The 18,448-nt window shown below is 37.1% G+C and carries 19 protein-coding genes; 9 read left to right on the top strand and 10 right to left on the bottom strand.

What is annotated here, in order from left to right; all coding sequences use genetic code 11:
• Positions 1-4 precede the first annotated feature (4 nt).
• Positions 5-451: a nuclear transport factor 2 family protein gene (locus tag ACLCDV_RS06330; RefSeq protein WP_411973174.1), complete on the bottom strand. Its 447-nt coding sequence runs from the start codon at positions 449-451 to the stop codon at positions 5-7.
• A 178-nt stretch (positions 452-629) separates the two neighbouring features.
• Between ACLCDV_RS06330 and ACLCDV_RS06325 the strand changes: the two genes are divergently transcribed.
• Entirely contained in the window at positions 630-1,622 is a 993-nt protein-coding gene (locus ACLCDV_RS06325; RefSeq protein WP_411973173.1) for an ADP-ribosylglycohydrolase family protein, read from the top strand.
• Positions 1,623-2,017: 395 nt separating this feature from the next.
• On the opposite strand, the gene ACLCDV_RS06320 is transcribed toward ACLCDV_RS06325, so the two are convergent.
• Positions 2,018-2,464 carry a nuclear transport factor 2 family protein gene (locus ACLCDV_RS06320; RefSeq protein WP_411973172.1) on the bottom strand — a complete coding sequence of 149 codons (447 nt, stop codon included), beginning with the start codon at positions 2,462-2,464 and terminating at the stop codon, positions 2,018-2,020.
• Positions 2,465-2,814: 350 nt separating this feature from the next.
• Between ACLCDV_RS06320 and ACLCDV_RS06315 the strand changes: the two genes are divergently transcribed.
• On the top strand, positions 2,815-4,497 hold the full coding sequence (locus tag ACLCDV_RS06315) for a S8 family peptidase (protein ID WP_411973171.1): 1,683 nt from the start codon (positions 2,815-2,817) through the stop codon (positions 4,495-4,497).
• 137 nt (positions 4,498-4,634) lie between these two features.
• Here the strand turns inward: ACLCDV_RS06315 and ACLCDV_RS06310 are convergent, their stop codons facing one another.
• From ACLCDV_RS06310 to ACLCDV_RS06290, 5 genes are all read right to left on the bottom strand, one after another.
• Entirely contained in the window at positions 4,635-5,081 is a 447-nt protein-coding gene (locus tag ACLCDV_RS06310; RefSeq protein ID WP_259255082.1) for a nuclear transport factor 2 family protein, read from the bottom strand.
• 203 nt (positions 5,082-5,284) lie between these two features.
• A complete protein-coding gene (locus ACLCDV_RS06305; RefSeq protein ID WP_245973032.1) occupies positions 5,285-6,232 on the bottom strand; it encodes a nucleotidyl transferase AbiEii/AbiGii toxin family protein in 948 nt (315 codons plus the stop codon).
• Positions 6,233-6,299: 67 nt separating this feature from the next.
• Positions 6,300-6,896 (bottom strand): DUF6088 family protein, encoded by a 597-nt coding sequence (locus ACLCDV_RS06300; RefSeq protein ID WP_153846962.1) that lies wholly within the window; start codon positions 6,894-6,896, stop codon positions 6,300-6,302.
• A 242-nt stretch (positions 6,897-7,138) separates the two neighbouring features.
• Positions 7,139-7,486 carry a DUF3024 domain-containing protein gene (locus ACLCDV_RS06295; RefSeq protein ID WP_120335521.1) on the bottom strand — a complete coding sequence of 116 codons (348 nt, stop codon included), beginning with the start codon at positions 7,484-7,486 and terminating at the stop codon, positions 7,139-7,141.
• A 357-nt stretch (positions 7,487-7,843) separates the two neighbouring features.
• Positions 7,844-8,008, bottom strand: coding sequence for a hypothetical protein (locus ACLCDV_RS06290; RefSeq protein WP_411973170.1), 165 nt, complete (start codon positions 8,006-8,008; stop codon positions 7,844-7,846).
• A gap of 60 nt (positions 8,009-8,068) precedes the next feature.
• Between ACLCDV_RS06290 and ACLCDV_RS06285 the strand changes: the two genes are divergently transcribed.
• The 3 genes from ACLCDV_RS06285 (at position 8,069) to ACLCDV_RS06275 (ending at position 10,889) form a co-directional block, all read left to right on the top strand.
• Positions 8,069-8,974, top strand: a complete 906-nt coding sequence (locus ACLCDV_RS06285; protein WP_120335520.1) for an alpha/beta fold hydrolase — start codon at positions 8,069-8,071, stop codon at positions 8,972-8,974.
• Between the two features lie 90 nt (positions 8,975-9,064).
• Entirely contained in the window at positions 9,065-9,922 is an 858-nt protein-coding gene (locus tag ACLCDV_RS06280) for a helix-turn-helix domain-containing protein (RefSeq protein ID WP_411973169.1), read from the top strand.
• Positions 9,923-9,974: 52 nt separating this feature from the next.
• Positions 9,975-10,889: a hypothetical protein gene (locus tag ACLCDV_RS06275; protein WP_411973168.1), complete on the top strand. Its 915-nt coding sequence runs from the start codon at positions 9,975-9,977 to the stop codon at positions 10,887-10,889.
• A gap of 461 nt (positions 10,890-11,350) precedes the next feature.
• On the opposite strand, the gene ACLCDV_RS06270 is transcribed toward ACLCDV_RS06275, so the two are convergent.
• Positions 11,351-11,797, bottom strand: coding sequence for a hypothetical protein (locus tag ACLCDV_RS06270; RefSeq protein ID WP_411973167.1), 447 nt, complete (start codon positions 11,795-11,797; stop codon positions 11,351-11,353).
• 359 nt (positions 11,798-12,156) lie between these two features.
• Between ACLCDV_RS06270 and ACLCDV_RS06265 the strand changes: the two genes are divergently transcribed.
• Both ACLCDV_RS06265 and ACLCDV_RS06260 read left to right on the top strand, forming a co-directional pair.
• The gene (locus tag ACLCDV_RS06265; protein ID WP_411973166.1) at positions 12,157-13,017 is read left to right on the top strand and encodes a hypothetical protein; all 861 of its coding nucleotides are present in this window, start codon (positions 12,157-12,159) and stop codon (positions 13,015-13,017) included.
• 102 nt (positions 13,018-13,119) lie between these two features.
• Complete coding sequence (locus tag ACLCDV_RS06260; RefSeq protein WP_411973165.1) at positions 13,120-14,070, top strand: hypothetical protein; 951 nt, start codon at positions 13,120-13,122, stop codon at positions 14,068-14,070.
• A gap of 534 nt (positions 14,071-14,604) precedes the next feature.
• Here the strand turns inward: ACLCDV_RS06260 and ACLCDV_RS06255 are convergent.
• Positions 14,605-14,901 carry a hypothetical protein gene (locus tag ACLCDV_RS06255; RefSeq protein ID WP_411973164.1) on the bottom strand — a complete coding sequence of 99 codons (297 nt, stop codon included), beginning with the start codon at positions 14,899-14,901 and terminating at the stop codon, positions 14,605-14,607.
• 840 nt (positions 14,902-15,741) lie between these two features.
• Between ACLCDV_RS06255 and ACLCDV_RS06250 the strand changes: the two genes are divergently transcribed.
• Positions 15,742-16,974: a hypothetical protein gene (locus ACLCDV_RS06250; protein WP_075991460.1), complete on the top strand. Its 1,233-nt coding sequence runs from the start codon at positions 15,742-15,744 to the stop codon at positions 16,972-16,974.
• A gap of 105 nt (positions 16,975-17,079) precedes the next feature.
• Here ACLCDV_RS06250 and ACLCDV_RS06245 read toward each other — a convergent pair whose 3' ends face one another.
• Positions 17,080-17,466, bottom strand: coding sequence for a hypothetical protein (locus ACLCDV_RS06245; RefSeq protein ID WP_411973163.1), 387 nt, complete (start codon positions 17,464-17,466; stop codon positions 17,080-17,082).
• A 519-nt stretch (positions 17,467-17,985) separates the two neighbouring features.
• On the opposite strand from ACLCDV_RS06245, the gene ACLCDV_RS06240 reads away from it, so the two are divergent.
• A complete protein-coding gene (locus ACLCDV_RS06240; protein ID WP_411973162.1) occupies positions 17,986-18,429 on the top strand; it encodes a hypothetical protein in 444 nt (147 codons plus the stop codon).
• Positions 18,430-18,448: the final 19 nt, after the last annotated feature.

Here is an 18,448-nt window from a genome sequence, read left to right as displayed (position 1 = left end):
GATACTACTTATACGAATTGATCGATTTGGATACTTTCCAGTCATTGCCCACACGCTCCAAAGTAACCAGATCAGTCTTGGTGAAGTTTTCAAATTTCAAAGTTACTTTAGCGACCATATAGTCTGCCGACTCCTCGATGATATCTGTGCTTACTGTACAGTTTAGCTTTTCGCCTTTTTGTTTTTTCAGGGATTTAACCACTTCGCTGCGGCTGTTGCTTTGTGCATTGGATGCTTGGATCTTTTGATTAAAATCAGCTGCAAATAACTGCTCTACACCTGCTGATTCTCCCTCCGTAGTTACCGCTACATAGTGATCCAAAGCGAAATCTGCTGTGGAAAGGTTAACGTTTGCTTTTGTTGCTTTCGCTCCAGGTCCTTCAGCTGCCATAGCGAATGTAGATACTACGATTAAAGCTGCTGCTGTGAATGTTTTTACTAGCGTTTTCATAATGTCTTTATTTTATAGTGTTAGTTCTGTTGTTCTTATTTGATGACTCAAAACTACAACACAATACGCCCTTAGCCTATCGCCTTTAGACTAACGCTCGGGAAAACTCGGTGAATGGCGGAAATAGGGAGGTGAATATTTTTTATTATATTGATATGAATCAACGATCAAATTATTTATGAATATACAGTCTAATACAGCTGCTAATCAAGCGAAAAATAAAATGTATGGAGCATTGTTTGGCATTGCGGTTGGTGATGCATTGGGTGTACCATTTGAATTCAGGTCGAAAGAAGAAATGCTAAAAAATCCAGCTACCGAAATGATCGGATTTGGCAGCCATAATCAACCTAGGGGTACCTGGTCAGATGATACATCTTTAACCTTGTGTCTTGCAGACTCGCTGTTAGCTGGATATGATTTGGTAGATATCTCCAAAAAATTTATAGCTTGGAGGGAAGGTAAGCTATGGACAGCAAGAGGAGAAGTCTTTGATATCGGTATCACCACGGCTAAATCGATTGGTGAGCTTAAAGATATTATCGGATCCGGGCAAATCGGAGAGCTACATTTGCTAAAATATCGGGCGAGAGAACAAGACAACGGCAATGGTTCGTTAATGAGAATATTACCCCTTTTATTTGAGATCAAGGGACTTAGTCCGTCGGAACAATTCGAGAAAATTTGGGAAATTTCCGCCCTAACGCATAAGCACATACGCGCTGCAATGGCATGTTTTATCTATCTTAAATTAGCCGAACTCATTTTGCTAGGTTTGGCCAAGGAGCAGGCTTATGCTGAAATGCGGAATCAAGTTTCAAAGTTCTGGACGGACATCAATTTCCCTGAGTCGGAAATAACTCATTTTAATAGCACCATTTTGCATGACATCCGATCTAAGACACATAATCAATTAAGGTCCAGCGGTTATGTGATCGATAGTCTAGAATCAAGCCTATGGCTTTTTATGGAAAAAGACAACTATAAAGACACGGTATTATCTATTGTAAACCTTGGTGAAGATACAGACACCGGGGCTGCGATTGCGGGAGGATTAGCTGGTTTGTACTATGGGCTGGAAAGTATACCTGAAGATTGGCTTTTGAGCATCGCCCGCTATGATGATATCAAATTGCTAATAGAAAAAACAGCGAAGAGATATTTAAATTAGAAATTCGATAATAATGTCTAACGAGTAAGAGCTTATTTCAAAAATGTCAATTTAAAACATCGAAACATTTATTTTTAAAACTATTTTAAATCGACAGCTGTTCTTATAATACAAAACGGCTACAAGCTACCTTTCGAAAGAAGGGTTCAACATAAAAATTGGCGTCGTACAGTGAAAATCCAATAGTCTTTAAAAACATTGGATGACGAAACAAAAAAGAGGAAACGATAGGAAACATAAAAATTGCTGTACAAATAAACGCTAAGAGAAAGGGTCTGATGAGAATCAGGCCCTTTTGACGTAAAAAAGCCACATCTCTCGACCTGGCCTTAAATAAACATATGATTCACTAGTGGTTTGTCTTTTGTTAACGGCAAACCACTAGTTATTAGATACTATTTATACGAATTGATTGATTTGGATACTTTCCAGTCATTGCCCACACGCTCCAAAGTAACTAAATCTGTTTTGGTGAAGTTTTCAAATTTCAACGTTACTTTAGCCACCATATAATCTGCAGATTCCTCGATGATAGCTGTGCTTACTGTACAGTTTAGCTTTTCGCCTTTTTGTTTTTTCAAGGATTTAACCACTTCGCTACGGCTATTAGACTGTACATTGGTAGCTTGGATCTTTTGATTAAAATCTTCTGCAAATAACTGCTCTAGGCCTGCTGATTCGCCCTCCGTGATTACCGCAACATAGTGCTCTAAAGCGAAATCTGCTGTAGAAAGGTTGATGTTAGCTTTTGTTGCTTTTGCTCCAGGTCCTTCAGCTGCCATAGCGAAAGTTGATACTGCGATTAAGGCTGCTGCGGCGAATGTTTTTACTAGTGTTCTCATAATGTCTTTATTTTATTGTGTTAGTTCTGTTGTTCTTATTTGTTGACTCAAAACTACAACACAATAGGCCCTTAGCCTACGGGCTTTAGACTAACGATCGGGAAAACTCGGTGAATGGCGGGAATGGGGAGGTGAATGTTTACGAATTACTGATTACGGAGAATTATATTCATAATTAAAGAAATATAAGGGCAATCGACACAAAAACTAAAATTAAATAATAAATAAAGAGAATTAATAGTCAATATTTATTTAATTTGCACTCGATTTCACTACAAATACAAAAACTTATTTGGTAACACAAATAAGTCTATATATACCACAAAAATCAATTGAATTATAACATATAAATGCTTCATTCATTCAAAATCTCCTCGTACTTACTTTTACTGTGCTTTTTATTTAATTCATGCAAAAAAAATGAAGAGACTATCATTCCAGAACCTGTAAGAATTGTCATTAAACCAGATGAAGTTTACTTAAAACGTGAAATACAATTTTTAGGGGCCAGGCTGTCAACTGAAATACAGAATCTGCCGGTAGGTGACTCAGATGAAATAAACTGGACAGTCGAGAACACAAGAATTGCAAGTTTAACACAAAATCCAGAAACAAAAGAAGCTTCAGTATGGCCTGAAGGAGCTGGCGAAACATATGCAATAGCAACCCTCGCGAATGGCAAGGCAACAGCAAAAGTAAAAATCATTGTAACAGATGCCAATGACTACAAGTTTAGGTTAGTACTAAAGGACAAAGGGACATCTTCTCATACGTTGAATAATCCTGAAACATTCTTATCAGAGAAGGCTATCCAGCGGCGGCAGAAACGAAACATCGCAATCGACAATTCCGATCTTCCGATTTCGGAGGACTATTTAAATCAAATTGAAAAGATAGGATGTAAAATTGTCTCTAAAAGTAAATGGCTAAATACCGTCACGGTACATTGTGTAGATTATTTCCTTATTGACAACTATAAAAATCTCCCCTTTGTGCACTCCGCAGAAAAAGTATGGGAAGGGCCTAGGGAAAACTTGACCGAGAAAGGAAAGTATAAAGATATCCCGCAAAGGGTATCCAACAATACCTCCAATAATAAATTGGACTATGGCGGAGCTGCCTCCAATATAAACATCAATAATGGCCAGGTGCTTCATGAGAATGGTTTTAAAGGAGCAGGCATCGATATTGCTGTCATCGATGCCGGTTTTTTGAATCTTAAGAATAACCCAGCTTTTAAAAATGTGAATATCAAAGGTGCTAAATCTTTTGTCTATGAAAACGATGATCCATATGCGGTCGATATGCACGGAGTTTGGGTAAGTTCCTGTATGGCTGTCAACCAACCTGGAACATATGTGGGTACCGCACCGGAGGCAAACTACTGGCTGCTGCGCTCTGAAGATCAATCATCTGAACAGCATGTTGAAGAGGACTACTGGGCCAGCGCTGCTGAATTTGCGGACAGTGTTGGTGTAGATATCATTAATTCGTCACTTTATTATGGTCCAGAAAGTTTCTACAATCCTGCTTATAAATTTGAAGAGATGGATGGAAAGACCACATTTGCCACAAGGGCTGCTAACATTGCAGCCAGTAAAGGTATCTTAATTGTCAATTGTGCGGGCAATGACAGAAGCTGGGTAGGGAGTCCGGCCGACTCTCCTCATGTACTTACAGTAGGTGCAGTATATGATAATCGTAGGGTAGCATATTTTACATCTTGGGGAGTGACAGTAGATGGCAGAATGAAACCGGATGTTATGGCCCTAGGTGGAGGAGCATGGGTAATCGGGGAATCAGGCGTAGGTGAAACACGTAGCGGAACCTCCTATTCGAGTCCTATACTTTGTGGCTTAGCCGCCTGTTTATGGCAAGCTTATCCGCAATTGAGCAATAAAGAGCTAATGGATGTAATACGCAAATCAGGAGATCGAATGAATACTCCGGTTATCCCTTATGGTTATGGTATTCCTGACATGAAGAAAGCAATGGAAATAGCAAAAGAGATCAAAAAATCAAGAAAGCTTTAATAGAGATATTAAAGCTACGCGCAGGAATGGCTCAAAAAAGCCAGGTCTCAAGACCTGGCTTCTAAACTAAACTTAAACATATGATTCACTAGTGGTCTGTAGCCTGCCTGAGCTGACAGACCACTAGTTGTTAAATTCTATTTATATGAATTAATTGATTTGGATACTTTCCAATCATTACCTACACGTTCCAAGGTAACTAGGTCCGTTTTGGTGAAATTCTCAAATTTCAAAGTCACTTTAGCCACCATATAGTCTGCCGATTCCTCGATGATAGCTGTGCTTACTGTGCAGTTTAGCTTTTCGCCTTTTTGTTTTTTCAGGGATTTAACCACTTCGCTACGGCTATTAGACTGTACATTGGCAGCTTGGATCTTTTGATTAAAATCAGCTGCAAATAACTGCTCAACTCCTGCTGATTCTCCTTCAGTCGTTACCGCAACATAGTGCTCTAAAGCGAAGTCCGCTGTGGAAAGGTTAATGTTAGCTTTTGCTGCTTTTGCTTCAGGTCCTTCAGCTGCCATAGCGAAAGTAGATACTGCGATTAAAGCTGCTGCGGCGAATGTTTTTACTAGCGTTTTCATAATGTCTTTATTTTATTGTGTTAGTTTTTAGTTCTTATTTGTTGACTCAAAACTACAACACAATAGCCCCCTAGCCTATCGGCTTTAGACTAACGATCGGGAAAACTCGGTGAATGGCGGGAATGGGCAGGTAAGAAATTACTATGCTTATGAACTTTGACTCTATTATTATTCAAAGAAGGTATATTTCAAATTAAATCGCTTTATTTCTTCATGTAATTGTTCATGCTATCTTCAATTCCTTTGATGCTTTTAAGAAGATCCGCCCATGTTAGACTTTCTCCTACTATCATATTTTCACGCATGGTTTTATAATCCGCCTCCCACTCTTTTATTATCTCTTCAGGCGGAAGGATACTTAAACTCCCTTTTCGATGGTTGGAATAGTCAATCCCCCGAAGTGATGTGACTGTTTTTCGATGCTGGACTATTGTGTTAAATAATTCTTCGTCTTTAATGGCCTCTGTTCCAAAATCAGTATTCATAATCTTATCTATATCATAGAAATGCCTAGTTAGCCTATCTGTCCTGATTTTGTCAATCGGCTTAGAGAACTCTTCATGTAATAAGAGAACCTTTTCTATAAAAGTCCGTGTAGGAATTACAACTTTAACATTAAAAGCTGCTTGAGCAAACCCGGAATCTTTATAATTATCATCTATAAAAGAAAGGACCGGTTGTGTCTCGAACGGTTCAGTTAGCGATCTGGCCCCCATTTCCAACAGTACTCTTTGCTTGATATATGCGTGACCGACTGGCGCTATCGGTTGGTAATAAATTTCCAGCGTATTAGGATCGCTAGTATCGTCAACATAAGTATTATAACGAATTTCATAGAAATCCTTAGGAACTCCCAATTTTTCCAATTGAAGAATCAATTCCTCTCTAAACTCATTGATAATAAAACCTCCGGAGGCCTTTCTCAGTTTTTTAATCTGGGATTTTGAATCTAATTCGTCGAAACCTAATAGGTGTCGGTCGATTATTAAATCAATGTCTTCTGAAAAGCGGTCTATCAGTTGATATGCCTTGCTTAGTGATGTACCGCCTTTAAAAATAATAGACGCAGCATATTTCGTTGCAAACACAGCCCTCAGAACAATACAAACCCACCAGTCTTTTTCAATAACAAAAGCTGGTAATCCCATCATACTGCTTAGTTGGTCTAGGACAAGATTCTTTTGTTTCGTGTTAAGATTTAGCCACATAATTTTAAGATCAGTGAAGATTTTCGATTGCTTTTTGAATCCATACTGGCGCATATTTCAATTGGGAATCAATGACTTGCTTATCAACTTTTTTAACGGAAGTTTTTATGGTATCTAAGAATTCTTTGGTAATATTTCTTTGCCCCTTTTCCTTAAATGCCTGCACAATCAGATGTAATAATTCATCTTTTATGGCAAAGCTTTTTGGAACTGTCCTTTTAAATTTTATACTGCGATTACCAATCTTGACTTCACGCTGTGAACCATCGGTAAGATAAACTGCTTTTAATGGTACTTGAGTAGTCAGTCCTAATAAATAAGAGGCCATCACACCTGTAGCAGAGATGCGAGCTTTGTCCCGTTTTGCGATTTCCTTAGCAATTTCTTCGATATTGGGATAAATAATTCCTAACAAAGGGTCCCGGTTAGGTTTTAAATAAATACCCTGCGCTAATCGAACTAATAGATTATCTTTCTCCAATCGCGACAGTACTTTACGGACATTATCCGATGAACCAAATTGAGAAAAATCTTCAGCGAAAAAAAAAGCTCCTCTATATGACTTTAAAACCTTCGTTCTAATTTGATTAACAACACTTTCCAACACTATAAAGAATTTAATTTGTCACAAATTTAGTCAAAATTTGTGACAAAAAGATTTATTATCAAAAGGCATCATATAGATTGACTTAGGTAAGAGAAAAATCTAGCTTGCTATCTGTATCCTTAACCTCATCTGTATTCCCGACGGGAACAATATGGACTTCATTAATATCTAATTCTGACATACGCTATTAATTACAATTCATTATACTTTCTAGCAATACCTTTGGCTTTTTCGACCGGATATCATCCGAAAAAACATCCATATCCATCATGATCGATTTCATCCAACAATAATTGCAGATTAGTACACTCGGGTTTCGGTTCATAAGCCTCCCATTTGCCCGATCCTCGCATCCAATAGAGTTTCCAAATTTTAGCTGCTTTCACAAAGCGAAGCTTTGCAAACGGTAATTCTACAATATTCGTTGGGTCATTCCATTGTGGTCTAATTTCAAACAGTAAAGCCGTTTTCCCATCCCACGAATAACCAAAATCCAATTTTTTGCGCACTTCTGCATCTTTTGGTCTTTTGGAATCTATAAAGCTTTTCAACTGAATTTCAATCATTGAAATAAGTTCTTTTTTATCCATAATAATTACAAATTTAAATTTATCGGCTTATTTTTCCATCTCATACCAATGATCTAACACACTTTGCTGAACTAAAATTTTTATTTGCGCTTATTTATAGTTCTTTTTTGTAAACAAACGGCTGATACTCCGATACAATTTTATCGATTAACTCATCAGTACACGATGGATTGATGAGATCAAAATTAGCATAGCGTTTCCCTAAAATTTTTTGATAATCTTCGGCACACTTGTTTTCTTTAACTATTCCCATACTGAAACCAGCCCTTTCATTACATACTTTACTTCATCTGGTCTCCTGCAGTATACAACCATTTTCAAAGTTATCATTATCGCCGAATCGAAATACAATGATACCTAAAAAGCCAGATCGCCCCGCATCGCCTTAATATATAGATGTTTCACGAGATCAGCCTTGGTAAAAACTTCAAATTTCAACATTACTTTTGATTCGAGGTTATTATCCTCAAATTCTTTATTAGGGAAAAAAGTACAATACATATCCACCATTATCCATTCCATTCAAACCAAGCTGATTATACCTTTGTATCATAACTTTTAAACAATTTAAACATTAAAAAAATGAAAACAATTATTGCAACAATCAGCTTAGTGATGACTTTATTGAGCACTTCTATTTTTGCTCAAGGGAAAAGAGTACCAGCTTCTGCCGGAAGAGCAGAATACATCGAAGTAGAAAAGGGAGTAAAGCTCCATGTAACCGACCTTGGCGAAGGTAAACCTATCGTATTGATTCACGGTTGGCCATTGAGCGATGAAATGTACGAATACCAATACCAATATCTATCCCGCAGAGGATTCAGAGTGATTGGAATTACACTTCGTGGTTTTGGAAAATCAGATAAACCTTACGGAAAATATGATTTTGATGTTTTTTCCGATGATATAAAAGTGGTTCTGGAAAAACTGGACATACAAAATGCTACGCTTGGAGGGTTTTCGCTCGGTGGCGCAGTGGTGCTGCATTATGTAACAAAATATAACTCCGCCCATATAAGCAAGCTAGCGCTGTTTGGGGCGGCAGCACCATCGTGGAAACAGCGGGAAGGTTTTCCTGACGGATTGCCGAATGAAGTGGTACAAGGATTGATAAACGCAACCAAAACACAAAGAGAGGATCTAATCGCAAGTTTCGGTGCAGGCTTCGTGGCGAAAGAGGGCAATATCTCTAAAAACGTAGAAAAATGGTTGGAGAATATCAATTTGCAGGCCTCTCCTTATGCCATGACAGAATCGATCACCGCACTCCGCGATTTGGACCTACGCCCCCAGCTTTCAAAAATCAATATTCCTGTGACCATCTTTCAGGGAGTGTATGATAAAAACTGTCCGCTTGTTTGGGCCGAACAATTACAGAAAGGCATAAAAAATGCAACGCTTATCCGCTTTGAAAACAGCGGTCATGCCTTGTTCGTCGAAGAAATGGAAAAATTCAATACTGAGCTGGAGAAATTTGCAAAATCATGATGAATTGCAAAACAGGAGAGCAAGAATATTATGTTCTCCTGTTTCTATTTGAACTGAGATTTGTATTTTTAACTCCATTAGTTTACCAATATGGCAAGTGAAAAAGTATTTCGAAACGACCTAAAAACCATAGGACTTATATCGTTGCATGAAGAAAATGTCGACTCCATTAATAGCGCGGGTTATAAACAATACATAAAAGTACTGCTTCTTTCAAAGGGAACTGAGTTACAGGTTGATCTTGCTGAATATTCCGTAAAACAGCTTTCCCTGTTCTTTGTAAGCCCCAATCAGCATCTGCATATAAAGAAGCTCGGAAAAGAAGAGGGACACTTCATCTTTTACAACCGCAACTTTTATTGTATCCAGATACATGATGAGGAAGTAGCCTGTAACGGATTGCTGTTCAGCAACATCTACAATATGCCGATGGTGGAATTGGACAATGGCGAAATCCCTTTCTTTAGCTATATTTTCGGACAGATGACGGATGAGTTCGGATTGAACGATACCTCGCTGGAAGAGATGCTTCGTACCTATCTCAAACAATTGTTCATCAAATCTGCACGATTGTGGAAAAAGCAAAATCTCGATAAAGAACTTACTGAACAGAACAACGACCTGGAGTTTTTCAGGAAGTTTACCTTGTTGGTTGACGAACATTATAAAGAAAAGCACCATGTTGCCGATTATGCCGAGCTGCTGTTTATGGCTCCAAAAACGATTAGCCATAAATTTAAAAGGCTCAATCTGCCACAGCCTAATGATGTGATAAAGAACAGAATTCTGTTAGAAGCAAAACGGCTGCTGGTACATACCAATCTGACGGCAAAAGAGGTTGGCTATGAACTGGGATATGAAGATCCAGCATACTTCAGCAGGCTATTTGTGCAGAAATCAGGTGAAACGCCATCAGCATTCCGGGCAAAATTTCTTGCCATAAATTAAATTCAGTCTTTTTTGTAAATTCAGTCTTTTTTGCTCCAAAACAAAATTCAATATGATAAGCAGATTTTTTACTTACTTATTTTTTTCTCTTATTATCCCGATGGCTCTACGCGCACAAAGTCCAGAAAGCCGGTCCTTATCAGCATTGGCGGAACGAATAAAACCGGCACCGGACGAAGTTTTCAACAAATTTCGCGAAGCAGGTTTGCAGCCAGTGGATCATGTACTGACAGCCAAAGAAAAAGACAAGGTCGCAAAGGCTTTTAACATGCTGTCGCCGCTACATAGTAAAATTCTGAAACAACATCTGCACAGTATAAGTTTCATGGATAATATGCCCAATACAGCACTTACATCCCCGGTTGAAACAGCCGATTCAACCCAAAAATTCAACATCACTTTTCGCGCAGAGATTATTAATGAAACTGTTTCCCAATGGGCCACATGGAAGGAGAATTCGTACTACACATTTCCTGAAGACAGCGGACTGAAGGTAACGATAGATGCCGGCGAGCTGGACGCTATGGTGTACGTATTGCTTCACGAGGCAACGCATGTAGTGGATGCGGTGCTGGCTCTTACACCTCACTCCTTCGAAAGTGATACAGTTGCGGCACCTACAGCATTTACCCGGGGTATCTGGCATGCCGCGAATGTGCCCGAGAAAGCGTTCATTAGCCCTTTGCTGGCAACCACACGCTTCCGGAGCGGAAAGCAGGTGTCAGTTTCTGATGCAACTAAAATTTACAAAGAGCTTCAAAAAACACCCTTCGCGTCACTTTACAGTACAGCTGCATGGTTTGAAGACCTCGCTGAGCTAGTGGCTATCTATCATTTGACAGCAAAGCTAAACCAGCCGTTTCGGGTATCCGTAAAACAGAACAGCAAAGAAATCATGAGTTTTGAACCGATGAAAAGTAAGCTGGTAAAAAAGAGGCTGGAGCAGCTGAAGGTATTTTATGATTAGCGGTCCTTCATGATTAATCGCGAGTTGTAAGCTCTGGTTGATAATCAAAGGATGTTGCAAATGTTTACTAGTACAACCAGTACTTCACTAAGAGCGTAAGCTTTTTGAATTAAAACTGCAGTTAGTAAAAAATTATAAAACTATTTTATATCGACAGCTGTTCTTATAATACAAAACGGCTACAAGCTACCTTTCGAAAGAAAGGTTCAACATAAAAATTGGCGTCGTACAGTGAAAATCCAATAGTCTTTAAAAACATTGGATGACGAAACAAAAAAGAGGAAACGATAGGAAACATAAAAATTACTGTACAAATAAACGCTAAGAGAAAGGGTCTGATGAGAATCAGGCCCTTTTGACGTAAAAAAGCCAGATCTCGCGACCTGGCCTTTAAACTAAACTTAAACATATGATTCACTAGTGCTCTACCTATAGCTTCGCAGAGCACTAGTTCTTGAGATTTATTTATATGAATTAATTGATTTGGATACTTTCCAGTCATTAGCCACACGCTCCAAGGTAACTAAGTCCGTTTTGGTGAAATTTTCAAATTTTAGAGTCACTTTAGCGACCATATAATCTGCAGATTCTTCTAAAATATCAGTGCTAACTGTGCAGTTCAGTTTCTCTCCTTTTTGCTTTTTCAATAGTTTAACTACGGCACTACGGCTGTTAGACTGCGCATTGGTAGCTTGGATCTTTTGATTAAAATCTTCGGCGAATAACTGCTCTACACCTGCTGATTCTCCCGCCGTGGTTACCGCAACATAGTGTTCTAAAGCGAAATCTGCTGTGGAAAGGTTAACGTTTGTTTTTGTTGCTTTGGCTCCAGGTCCTTCAGCTGCCATAGCAAATGTTGATACGGCGATTAAAGCTGCTGCTGTGAATGTTTTTACTAGCGTTTTCATAATGTCTTTATTTTATTGTGTTAGTTTTTTATCTGTTCTTATTTGTTGACTCAAAACTACGACACAATAGGCCCCTAGCCTATGGGCTTTAGACCAACGATTGGGAAAACTCGGTGAATGGCGGGAATGGAACGGCGAGGAAAGTGAAATTATTTTTACTATCTTTTAACAACAATTAAAAAATACGATTCGCCAAGGTCGATGTTGTAATTGATTTTAGCGAAGCGGAGAAAAAAAAGTTATTAACCATAGCGAAAGAAAAGATGGAACAACATCTAATTAAACTATTCAGATTTTTACTTTTATTGTCATTTATATTTGTCAATGTTAGTTTATTTAGCCGACCAAAATATTTTGTTATGCCGGATAAGCCGGAGAACTATTCAATTGATCAGTACAAATTATCAACAGAAAAATTATACGGTATAGAAAAGAATGTAGAGTTATTTACACTCACATTCCATAATGGACCAGACCCAATAAGTAAAGATAAAATTAATGCCAACACGCAGCTTAATATAATACTTATTGCTGTCCTCCCCGATTTGTTAGGGAGCACAGATTGGAAAGAAATTAATCTCGATACTATTAAAGACGACATTATTACTACTTCGGTATTAAATAGATTATTCCGAATAAATACTCTTTCAGGTTTAGATGACCCTTATGGTCCAAAAACTAAATATTTTGACGAATATCAAATTATCCGGAAAATTGGCAACAAATACTTTGCCTCTAAACATTGTTTAATTCAATTTTTTGCCGTCAGAAATAGGCCTTCCATTTTTCAGCATGTGTTTGGGACAATAAATATTGAGCAAGAACCGCTCAAGATTACAGAAATGGAAACTATTTTTAAAAAGAGATACCCCGGCACTAACTTTCCACCATATACGATCGGCGACACACCTTATTCCTACAGTAGCGCTATTGATTATTTAAGAGATCGAAAAGAATATTTGTCAAAAACTATCAAGTTCCAAAATAACGAAATTGGTTATCAGTTTTGGACCTATACCAACTGGCATACGCATGATCATGAGTTGGAGGTAGATAGAGGTATAGACAGATTTGTATACGTACCAGGAAAAGGGATCGTGGGTGGTTCATTTGACTTCTACTTTTATTTTTATCGTAAAAAATTACCTATAAAATTCAGCGATTTCCTGAATAACGTAAAAGAGGAAAAAGTGATGATTGCGCCAGAATTTAAAGTTTGATGATCGCTCATCATTAAAAAATGCTATTCACCAAAGTCGGTTCATTAAATGATTTTAGCGGGAGTGAGAAGAATAATGTTATTAAACATAGCGAAGGAAAAGATGGAAAAACATGTAATTAAACGGTTCAGATTATGGCTTTTGATGCCACTATTAATTGTTTCGCTCAGTTTATCTGCCAACGTCAAATATATCTTATTAGCCGATCAGCCACAGGGCTGTATCTTAGATAATTACAAATTATCTACAGATAACTTGTATGGTATCAAGAAGAGCGTTGAGCTATTTTCACTGACGTTCATCGATGGTATAGCTATAGATCGAAATAAATTGGACCAGCAAAAAGACCTTAATCTAATTCTTATTGCCGTTCTTCCAGATTTGGAAGGGAACCGTGATTGGACTGAAATTCATCTGGATAGTATCAAAAATGATACGATACCCCACCAATACCTTAAAAGGCTATTAGGAGCCCATACATACGCTGATTTTGATAAAACATACGGTGCAAAAACTAAATATTTCGACGAATATCAAATTATCCGGAAAATTGGCAACAAATACTATTCGTCCAAACACTGTCTAATACAATTTTTTGCGATAAGAAATAGGCCTTCCATTTTTCAAAATATGTTTGGAACAATAAATATTGAGCAAGAGCCCCTTAAAATTACTGAAATGGAAGCTATTTTTAAAAAGAGATATCCGCATGAAGAATTTCCTGTTTACACTATCGGCAATACCCCTTACGACTATCCCACTTTCGATTATCTAAGAGACCGAAGAGAATATTTATCTAAGGTCGTCAAGTTTAAAAATGGTAAAATGGGTTATCAATTTTGGACTTATACAGACTGGCATACGCATGACCATGAGTTGGAGGTAGATAGAGGTATAGACAGATTTGTATACGTACCAGGAAAAGGGATCGTGGGCGGTTCATTTGACTTCTACTTTTATTTTCATCGTAAGAAATTGCCCATAAAGTATAGCGGTTTCCTGAATAATGTGAAAGAGGAAAAAGTAATGATTGCGCCAGAATTTAAAGTTTGATAATCGTTCATCAACTATTGACACACATTGGATAACAAAACAAAAAAGAGGAAACGATAGGAAACATAAAAATTACTGTACAGATAAACGCTAAGAGAAAGGGTCTGATGAGAATCAGGTCCTTTTGACATAAAAAAGCCAGATTCATAAAATCTTAATATTTTTCACAAAAAATAATTCGTCATTTTTTTAGCATCGATTTTATCATCATGCAAATATTGGAAAAAGCAAAAGGGAAAACCATTGCCCAAAAATCTCTATTATTATGATACTTCTGAACAAATACAAACAGATCCCCGCCATTTATCTGCCCAAGCAGGAGCATTAAAAAGATATAGGCAATCAGAAAAGATAGTATATAGCTAACATATTCTTTCAGCGAGCGTGCCAGCCTGTTAAATAAAAAGACAAACGATATCATGATAAAAAACGTAGCTCCCTGAAGAATAAAATATTGAAAAAAAGATTAACTTAATATGCTTTAACTAGATTTTGATGGTAATATAATTTCTCCTATTTAATCCGATATCTTCTTTAATCCGATATCTTCCAATCAGCCTTTTCATAAAAAAAATCACAGGTATCATCCAAAACAATATTGATCTTATTTCCAACTTTTTTTATTTCTAGCTCATTTGAGACAGTCCCACCTGAATTGCTTAAAACTAATACTGTTCTAAAAAACTCATATTCTATACGATATTCCCCATTTCCCCAGTAAGAACTTCTATATTTATTTTCATCAAGCAAAGTAAGCATATCATCCCTATTCGGTAAATCCCCCATAGCAGTACATTCGTGATATTTAAAATAATATTTCCCTATAATCATCGAATGAGTAATTAACCGTGAATATACAATTGCCAAAACCAATAAAAATACAATAAATAAGAACGGCCAATTTTTAGTCTTTTTCACTCTTAAACCGACATTATACTGATGATCATTATTGAGTTGTATAAATTAAAACATGTTAATATGGTCGATTATTGCTCACAGTACCTATAGGTTTTTTGATCAGAAAGCCTATTTAGATATAACCTTCTTTCGCCATAATAGCTATCAATCCGGTTAATCACAGCGATTGGGGAGTCAATAACCAGCCTGCTATAGATGGTATCATTCCGTACGAAATTACTCGTATCATTAAACACAAGGATATCCTGTAGGTCACTATTATCGCCACAATTTTTCCAAATGGAATTTGTTAAACTCTTGTTTTTGCAAGAAAAAAGCAAAAAGCTTGGCCCCAAAATAACAAGGAGAAATTTTAGTCTCATCGTAAAACTACTTTGCATAATATGTACGCTAGCAATAATACATAATTTTCTAAACTATTTCAGCCTCCAATTTTGCAGAGAAGTCTTCTACTTACCTCAGACTTGAAAACAACATAAAATAGAAAAAGCCACACCTCACGACATGGCTTCACAACTTATCTATTTGTAAGGGATGGCTCCTAATTTATACGAACTGATCGATTTGGAGACTTTCCAGTCATTACCTTCGCGCTCCAAGGTAACTATGCGCTACGCCTGCTGATTCTCCCTCGGTCTTTACCGCAACATGGTGTTCGAAGGCAAATTCAGCGGTGGAAACCAATTTCTAACAGATTAATTTTGAAAGCAGGATTCAAACTAATATATTAGTTATAAAACTAAAAAACTAGTTATGAAGATATTTTTCACGCTATTCCTACTTATAATTAGCGACTTGGTCTCAGGACAAATCACAACGCAAAAATTATTTGATCTCAATGACCAACTTTTTAAAAAGCATCCAGAAAACTACCAGATAGCTATCCAGGAATTCAACAAGCTAACAGTGGATAGCATGGATGCAAGAACGAAATCTCTTTTTTATCAACTCCAATCTACCTATCATTCTTTTATCGGCAACTATGATAGCTCCAGATTTTATTGGGATCAGCAATATGTCCACGCGCTCAAAAACGATGAAATAAAATATGATAGCAAATTTTATAAGCAGCACGACTTTGTCGATGCCAGAAAGTTCATCCTAAAAAAGGCCAAAAATGAAAAAGTAGTCATGATCAACGAAGCTCATAATATTCCCTATCATCGCACATTTGCAGCTCAATTATTAAATGGGTTTCGCAAATTAGGTTTTAAATATTTAGCTATTGAAGACCTTGCTGATCAAAACATTAACACGACACGAACCGTTACAGATACAACAGGCTATTATAGCCATGAGCCCCTTTTCGCAGAAATGATCAGGGAAGCATTGCGACAAAATTTTGTATTGATAAATTATGACGCCAACAATACAAATAGTAATCGCATGCGCGACTCATTACAAGCCGTCAACCTAGCAAAATTGCTAAAAACTGATCCTGATGCGAAACTGCTTGTGTATGCAGGATATGACCATATCCATGAAAATACACGAACCAACTGGAAAAAAATGGCTCAGTTCTTTAAAGAAATGACCAATATCGACCCCTTAACAATATCACAAACTCGACATATTGAACGATATTATTCCCAATTTGAAACGGACGAATTCCTTACCGTAAACAAGTTTGTTTCGTTTAGCTTTAGCAAACCTGTCGTCGCTTTAAAAGACGGTACAGCCTGGCATGATGACTTCGTGGATATTTCACTTTTTTACCCTCGCTATCTAACTACAAATAGTCGCCCTGAATACTTGTCAGATAATAACCTTACAAAGTCAATACAGCTAGATACGCACGGACAAAAAGGGATTTTTGTTCAAGCTTATTATGCAGACGAAAAACAAGGACATCGAATACCAGCAGACCAGCTTTTCATCAAAAACACAAAGGAATTTCTATATTTAAGGCCTGGCAACTATATTCTTGAATTTAAAAACACAAATGATCAGATTGTAAATACAAAAAGATTAAGTGTTCGTAAATAACAATCAAAAAGCCAGATTTCACGACCTGGCTTCTAAACTAAAATTAAATAGATGATCCACTAGTGGTTTGTCTTTTGTTACTGGCAAACCACAAGTTGTAAAGTTCTATTTATACGAATTGATTGATTTGGACACTGTCCAGTCATTACCCATACGCTCCAAGGTAACTAAATCTGTTTTGGTGAAGTTCTCAAATTTCAAGGTCACTTTAGCGACCATATAGTCTGCCGATTCTTCTAAAATGTCTGTGCTTACTGTACAGTTCAGCTTCCCTCCTTTTTGCTTTTTCAATAGTTTAACTACGGCACTACGGTTGTTAGACTGTGCATTGGAGGCCTGGATCTTTTGATTGAAATCTTCTGCGAATAACTCCTCTACTCCTGCTGATTCGCCCTTTGTAGTTACCGCAACATAGTGATCGAGTGCCAAGTCTGCTGTGGAAAGGTTAACGTTTGCTTTTGTTGCTTTTGCTCCAGGTCCTTCAGTTGCCATAGCGAAAGTAGATACTGCGATTAGAGCTGCTGCTGCGAATGTTTTTACTAAAGTTTTTTCTCGAAATTATTTGTTTTTTATTTGATGATAAAGCTATCATGAGTGTCCTTTGAATACACTCATGATGGTTCATAATGTCTTTTTTTATTGTGTTAGTTCTGTTGTTCTTATTTGTTGACTCAAAACTACGACACAATACGCCTCTAGCCTACTTGCTTTAGACCAACAATCCGGAAAACTCGGTAAATGGCGGAAATGGTGAGGTGAAGGTTAGCAGTAGGTTTTTATTTAAAAATAATATTAAATTTAGATCTTTACTGATAAAGCATTCAATCTTAAATTCTTCTCAAAATATGGTTAATAAAAATGTTATTAGTAAACTATCAGATAGAGAACTCGAAAAATATATAGAACCAGATAGTCGATCTGTTTCAGATGCTGTAAAATATGCCTACGAGATTCTACAGGAACGTGGGCGAACTTTTACTCCTTCCGAAACAGCACGAATCGAAGCTTTAATTGCCAAAAAAAAACGATAGTGAAAAAGTAGTGGACAAAGGATGGGACAAAGGGCTCACAGAGGACGTAAACGCTATTGAACTATATACAAATACACTTATTTGGATGCTTTCCGTAATATTTGGTGTCTTTTTTGGTGGTGTACTTCAAGTGCTAAATTTCATAAAAATAAAAAATATAAAAGGAGCTGTTATTACTACTTTTTATAGTATTATTTATATAGGCATTCAACTAATTATTATAAATTATATTCGAAATAATTATCCTGAAATGAGCCAGAATATATTTTATGTTAACTTCATCCTCTCGGGCATAGGTGCAACTGGTCTATTTTTTATCAGACAACAAATGTTTCCTAATGATCTACAGTATAGAGCCAAATCTTCCATTGTACCATTAATTGCATCACTAGGAATTTCTATTGCGCTATTCTATTTATCTTAAAATAATAAGTGCCATATCT

Source organism: Sphingobacterium sp. Lzh-3 (assembly GCF_046764375.1).
Lineage (GTDB): Bacteria > Bacteroidota > Bacteroidia > Sphingobacteriales > Sphingobacteriaceae > Sphingobacterium.
The sequence above is the reverse complement of the archived record's forward strand: the minus strand, read 5'-3'. Positions and strand labels throughout refer to the sequence as shown.

Excerpts from the sequence above, each read along its gene's own strand:
- ACLCDV_RS06315 (WP_411973171.1), top strand. The coding sequence starts at position 2,815 with ATGCTTCATTCATTCAAAATCTCCTCGTACTTACTTTTACTGTGCTTT.
- ACLCDV_RS06270 (WP_411973167.1), bottom strand. The coding sequence starts at position 11,797 with ATGAAAACGCTAGTAAAAACATTCACAGCAGCAGCTTTAATCGCCGTA.
- ACLCDV_RS06260 (WP_411973165.1), top strand. The coding sequence starts at position 13,120 with ATGGAAAAACATGTAATTAAACGGTTCAGATTATGGCTTTTGATGCCA.
- ACLCDV_RS06325 (WP_411973173.1), top strand. The coding sequence starts at position 630 with ATGAATATACAGTCTAATACAGCTGCTAATCAAGCGAAAAATAAAATG.
- ACLCDV_RS06280 (WP_411973169.1), top strand. The coding sequence starts at position 9,065 with ATGGCAAGTGAAAAAGTATTTCGAAACGACCTAAAAACCATAGGACTT.
- ACLCDV_RS06320 (WP_411973172.1), bottom strand. The coding sequence starts at position 2,464 with ATGAGAACACTAGTAAAAACATTCGCCGCAGCAGCCTTAATCGCAGTA.
- ACLCDV_RS06265 (WP_411973166.1), top strand. The coding sequence starts at position 12,157 with ATGCCGGATAAGCCGGAGAACTATTCAATTGATCAGTACAAATTATCA.
- ACLCDV_RS06275 (WP_411973168.1), top strand. The coding sequence starts at position 9,975 with ATGATAAGCAGATTTTTTACTTACTTATTTTTTTCTCTTATTATCCCG.
- ACLCDV_RS06290 (WP_411973170.1), bottom strand. The coding sequence starts at position 8,008 with ATGGAATGGATAATGGTGGATATGTATTGTACTTTTTTCCCTAATAAA.
- ACLCDV_RS06285 (WP_120335520.1), top strand. The coding sequence starts at position 8,069 with ATGAAAACAATTATTGCAACAATCAGCTTAGTGATGACTTTATTGAGC.
- ACLCDV_RS06255 (WP_411973164.1), bottom strand. The coding sequence starts at position 14,901 with ATGATTATAGGGAAATATTATTTTAAATATCACGAATGTACTGCTATG.
- ACLCDV_RS06245 (WP_411973163.1), bottom strand. The coding sequence starts at position 17,466 with ATGGCAACTGAAGGACCTGGAGCAAAAGCAACAAAAGCAAACGTTAAC.
- ACLCDV_RS06330 (WP_411973174.1), bottom strand. The coding sequence starts at position 451 with ATGAAAACGCTAGTAAAAACATTCACAGCAGCAGCTTTAATCGTAGTA.
- ACLCDV_RS06250 (WP_075991460.1), top strand. The coding sequence starts at position 15,742 with ATGAAGATATTTTTCACGCTATTCCTACTTATAATTAGCGACTTGGTC.
- ACLCDV_RS06305 (WP_245973032.1), bottom strand. The coding sequence starts at position 6,232 with ATGATGGGATTACCAGCTTTTGTTATTGAAAAAGACTGGTGGGTTTGT.
- ACLCDV_RS06295 (WP_120335521.1), bottom strand. The coding sequence starts at position 7,486 with ATGGATAAAAAAGAACTTATTTCAATGATTGAAATTCAGTTGAAAAGC.
- ACLCDV_RS06310 (WP_259255082.1), bottom strand. The coding sequence starts at position 5,081 with ATGAAAACGCTAGTAAAAACATTCGCCGCAGCAGCTTTAATCGCAGTA.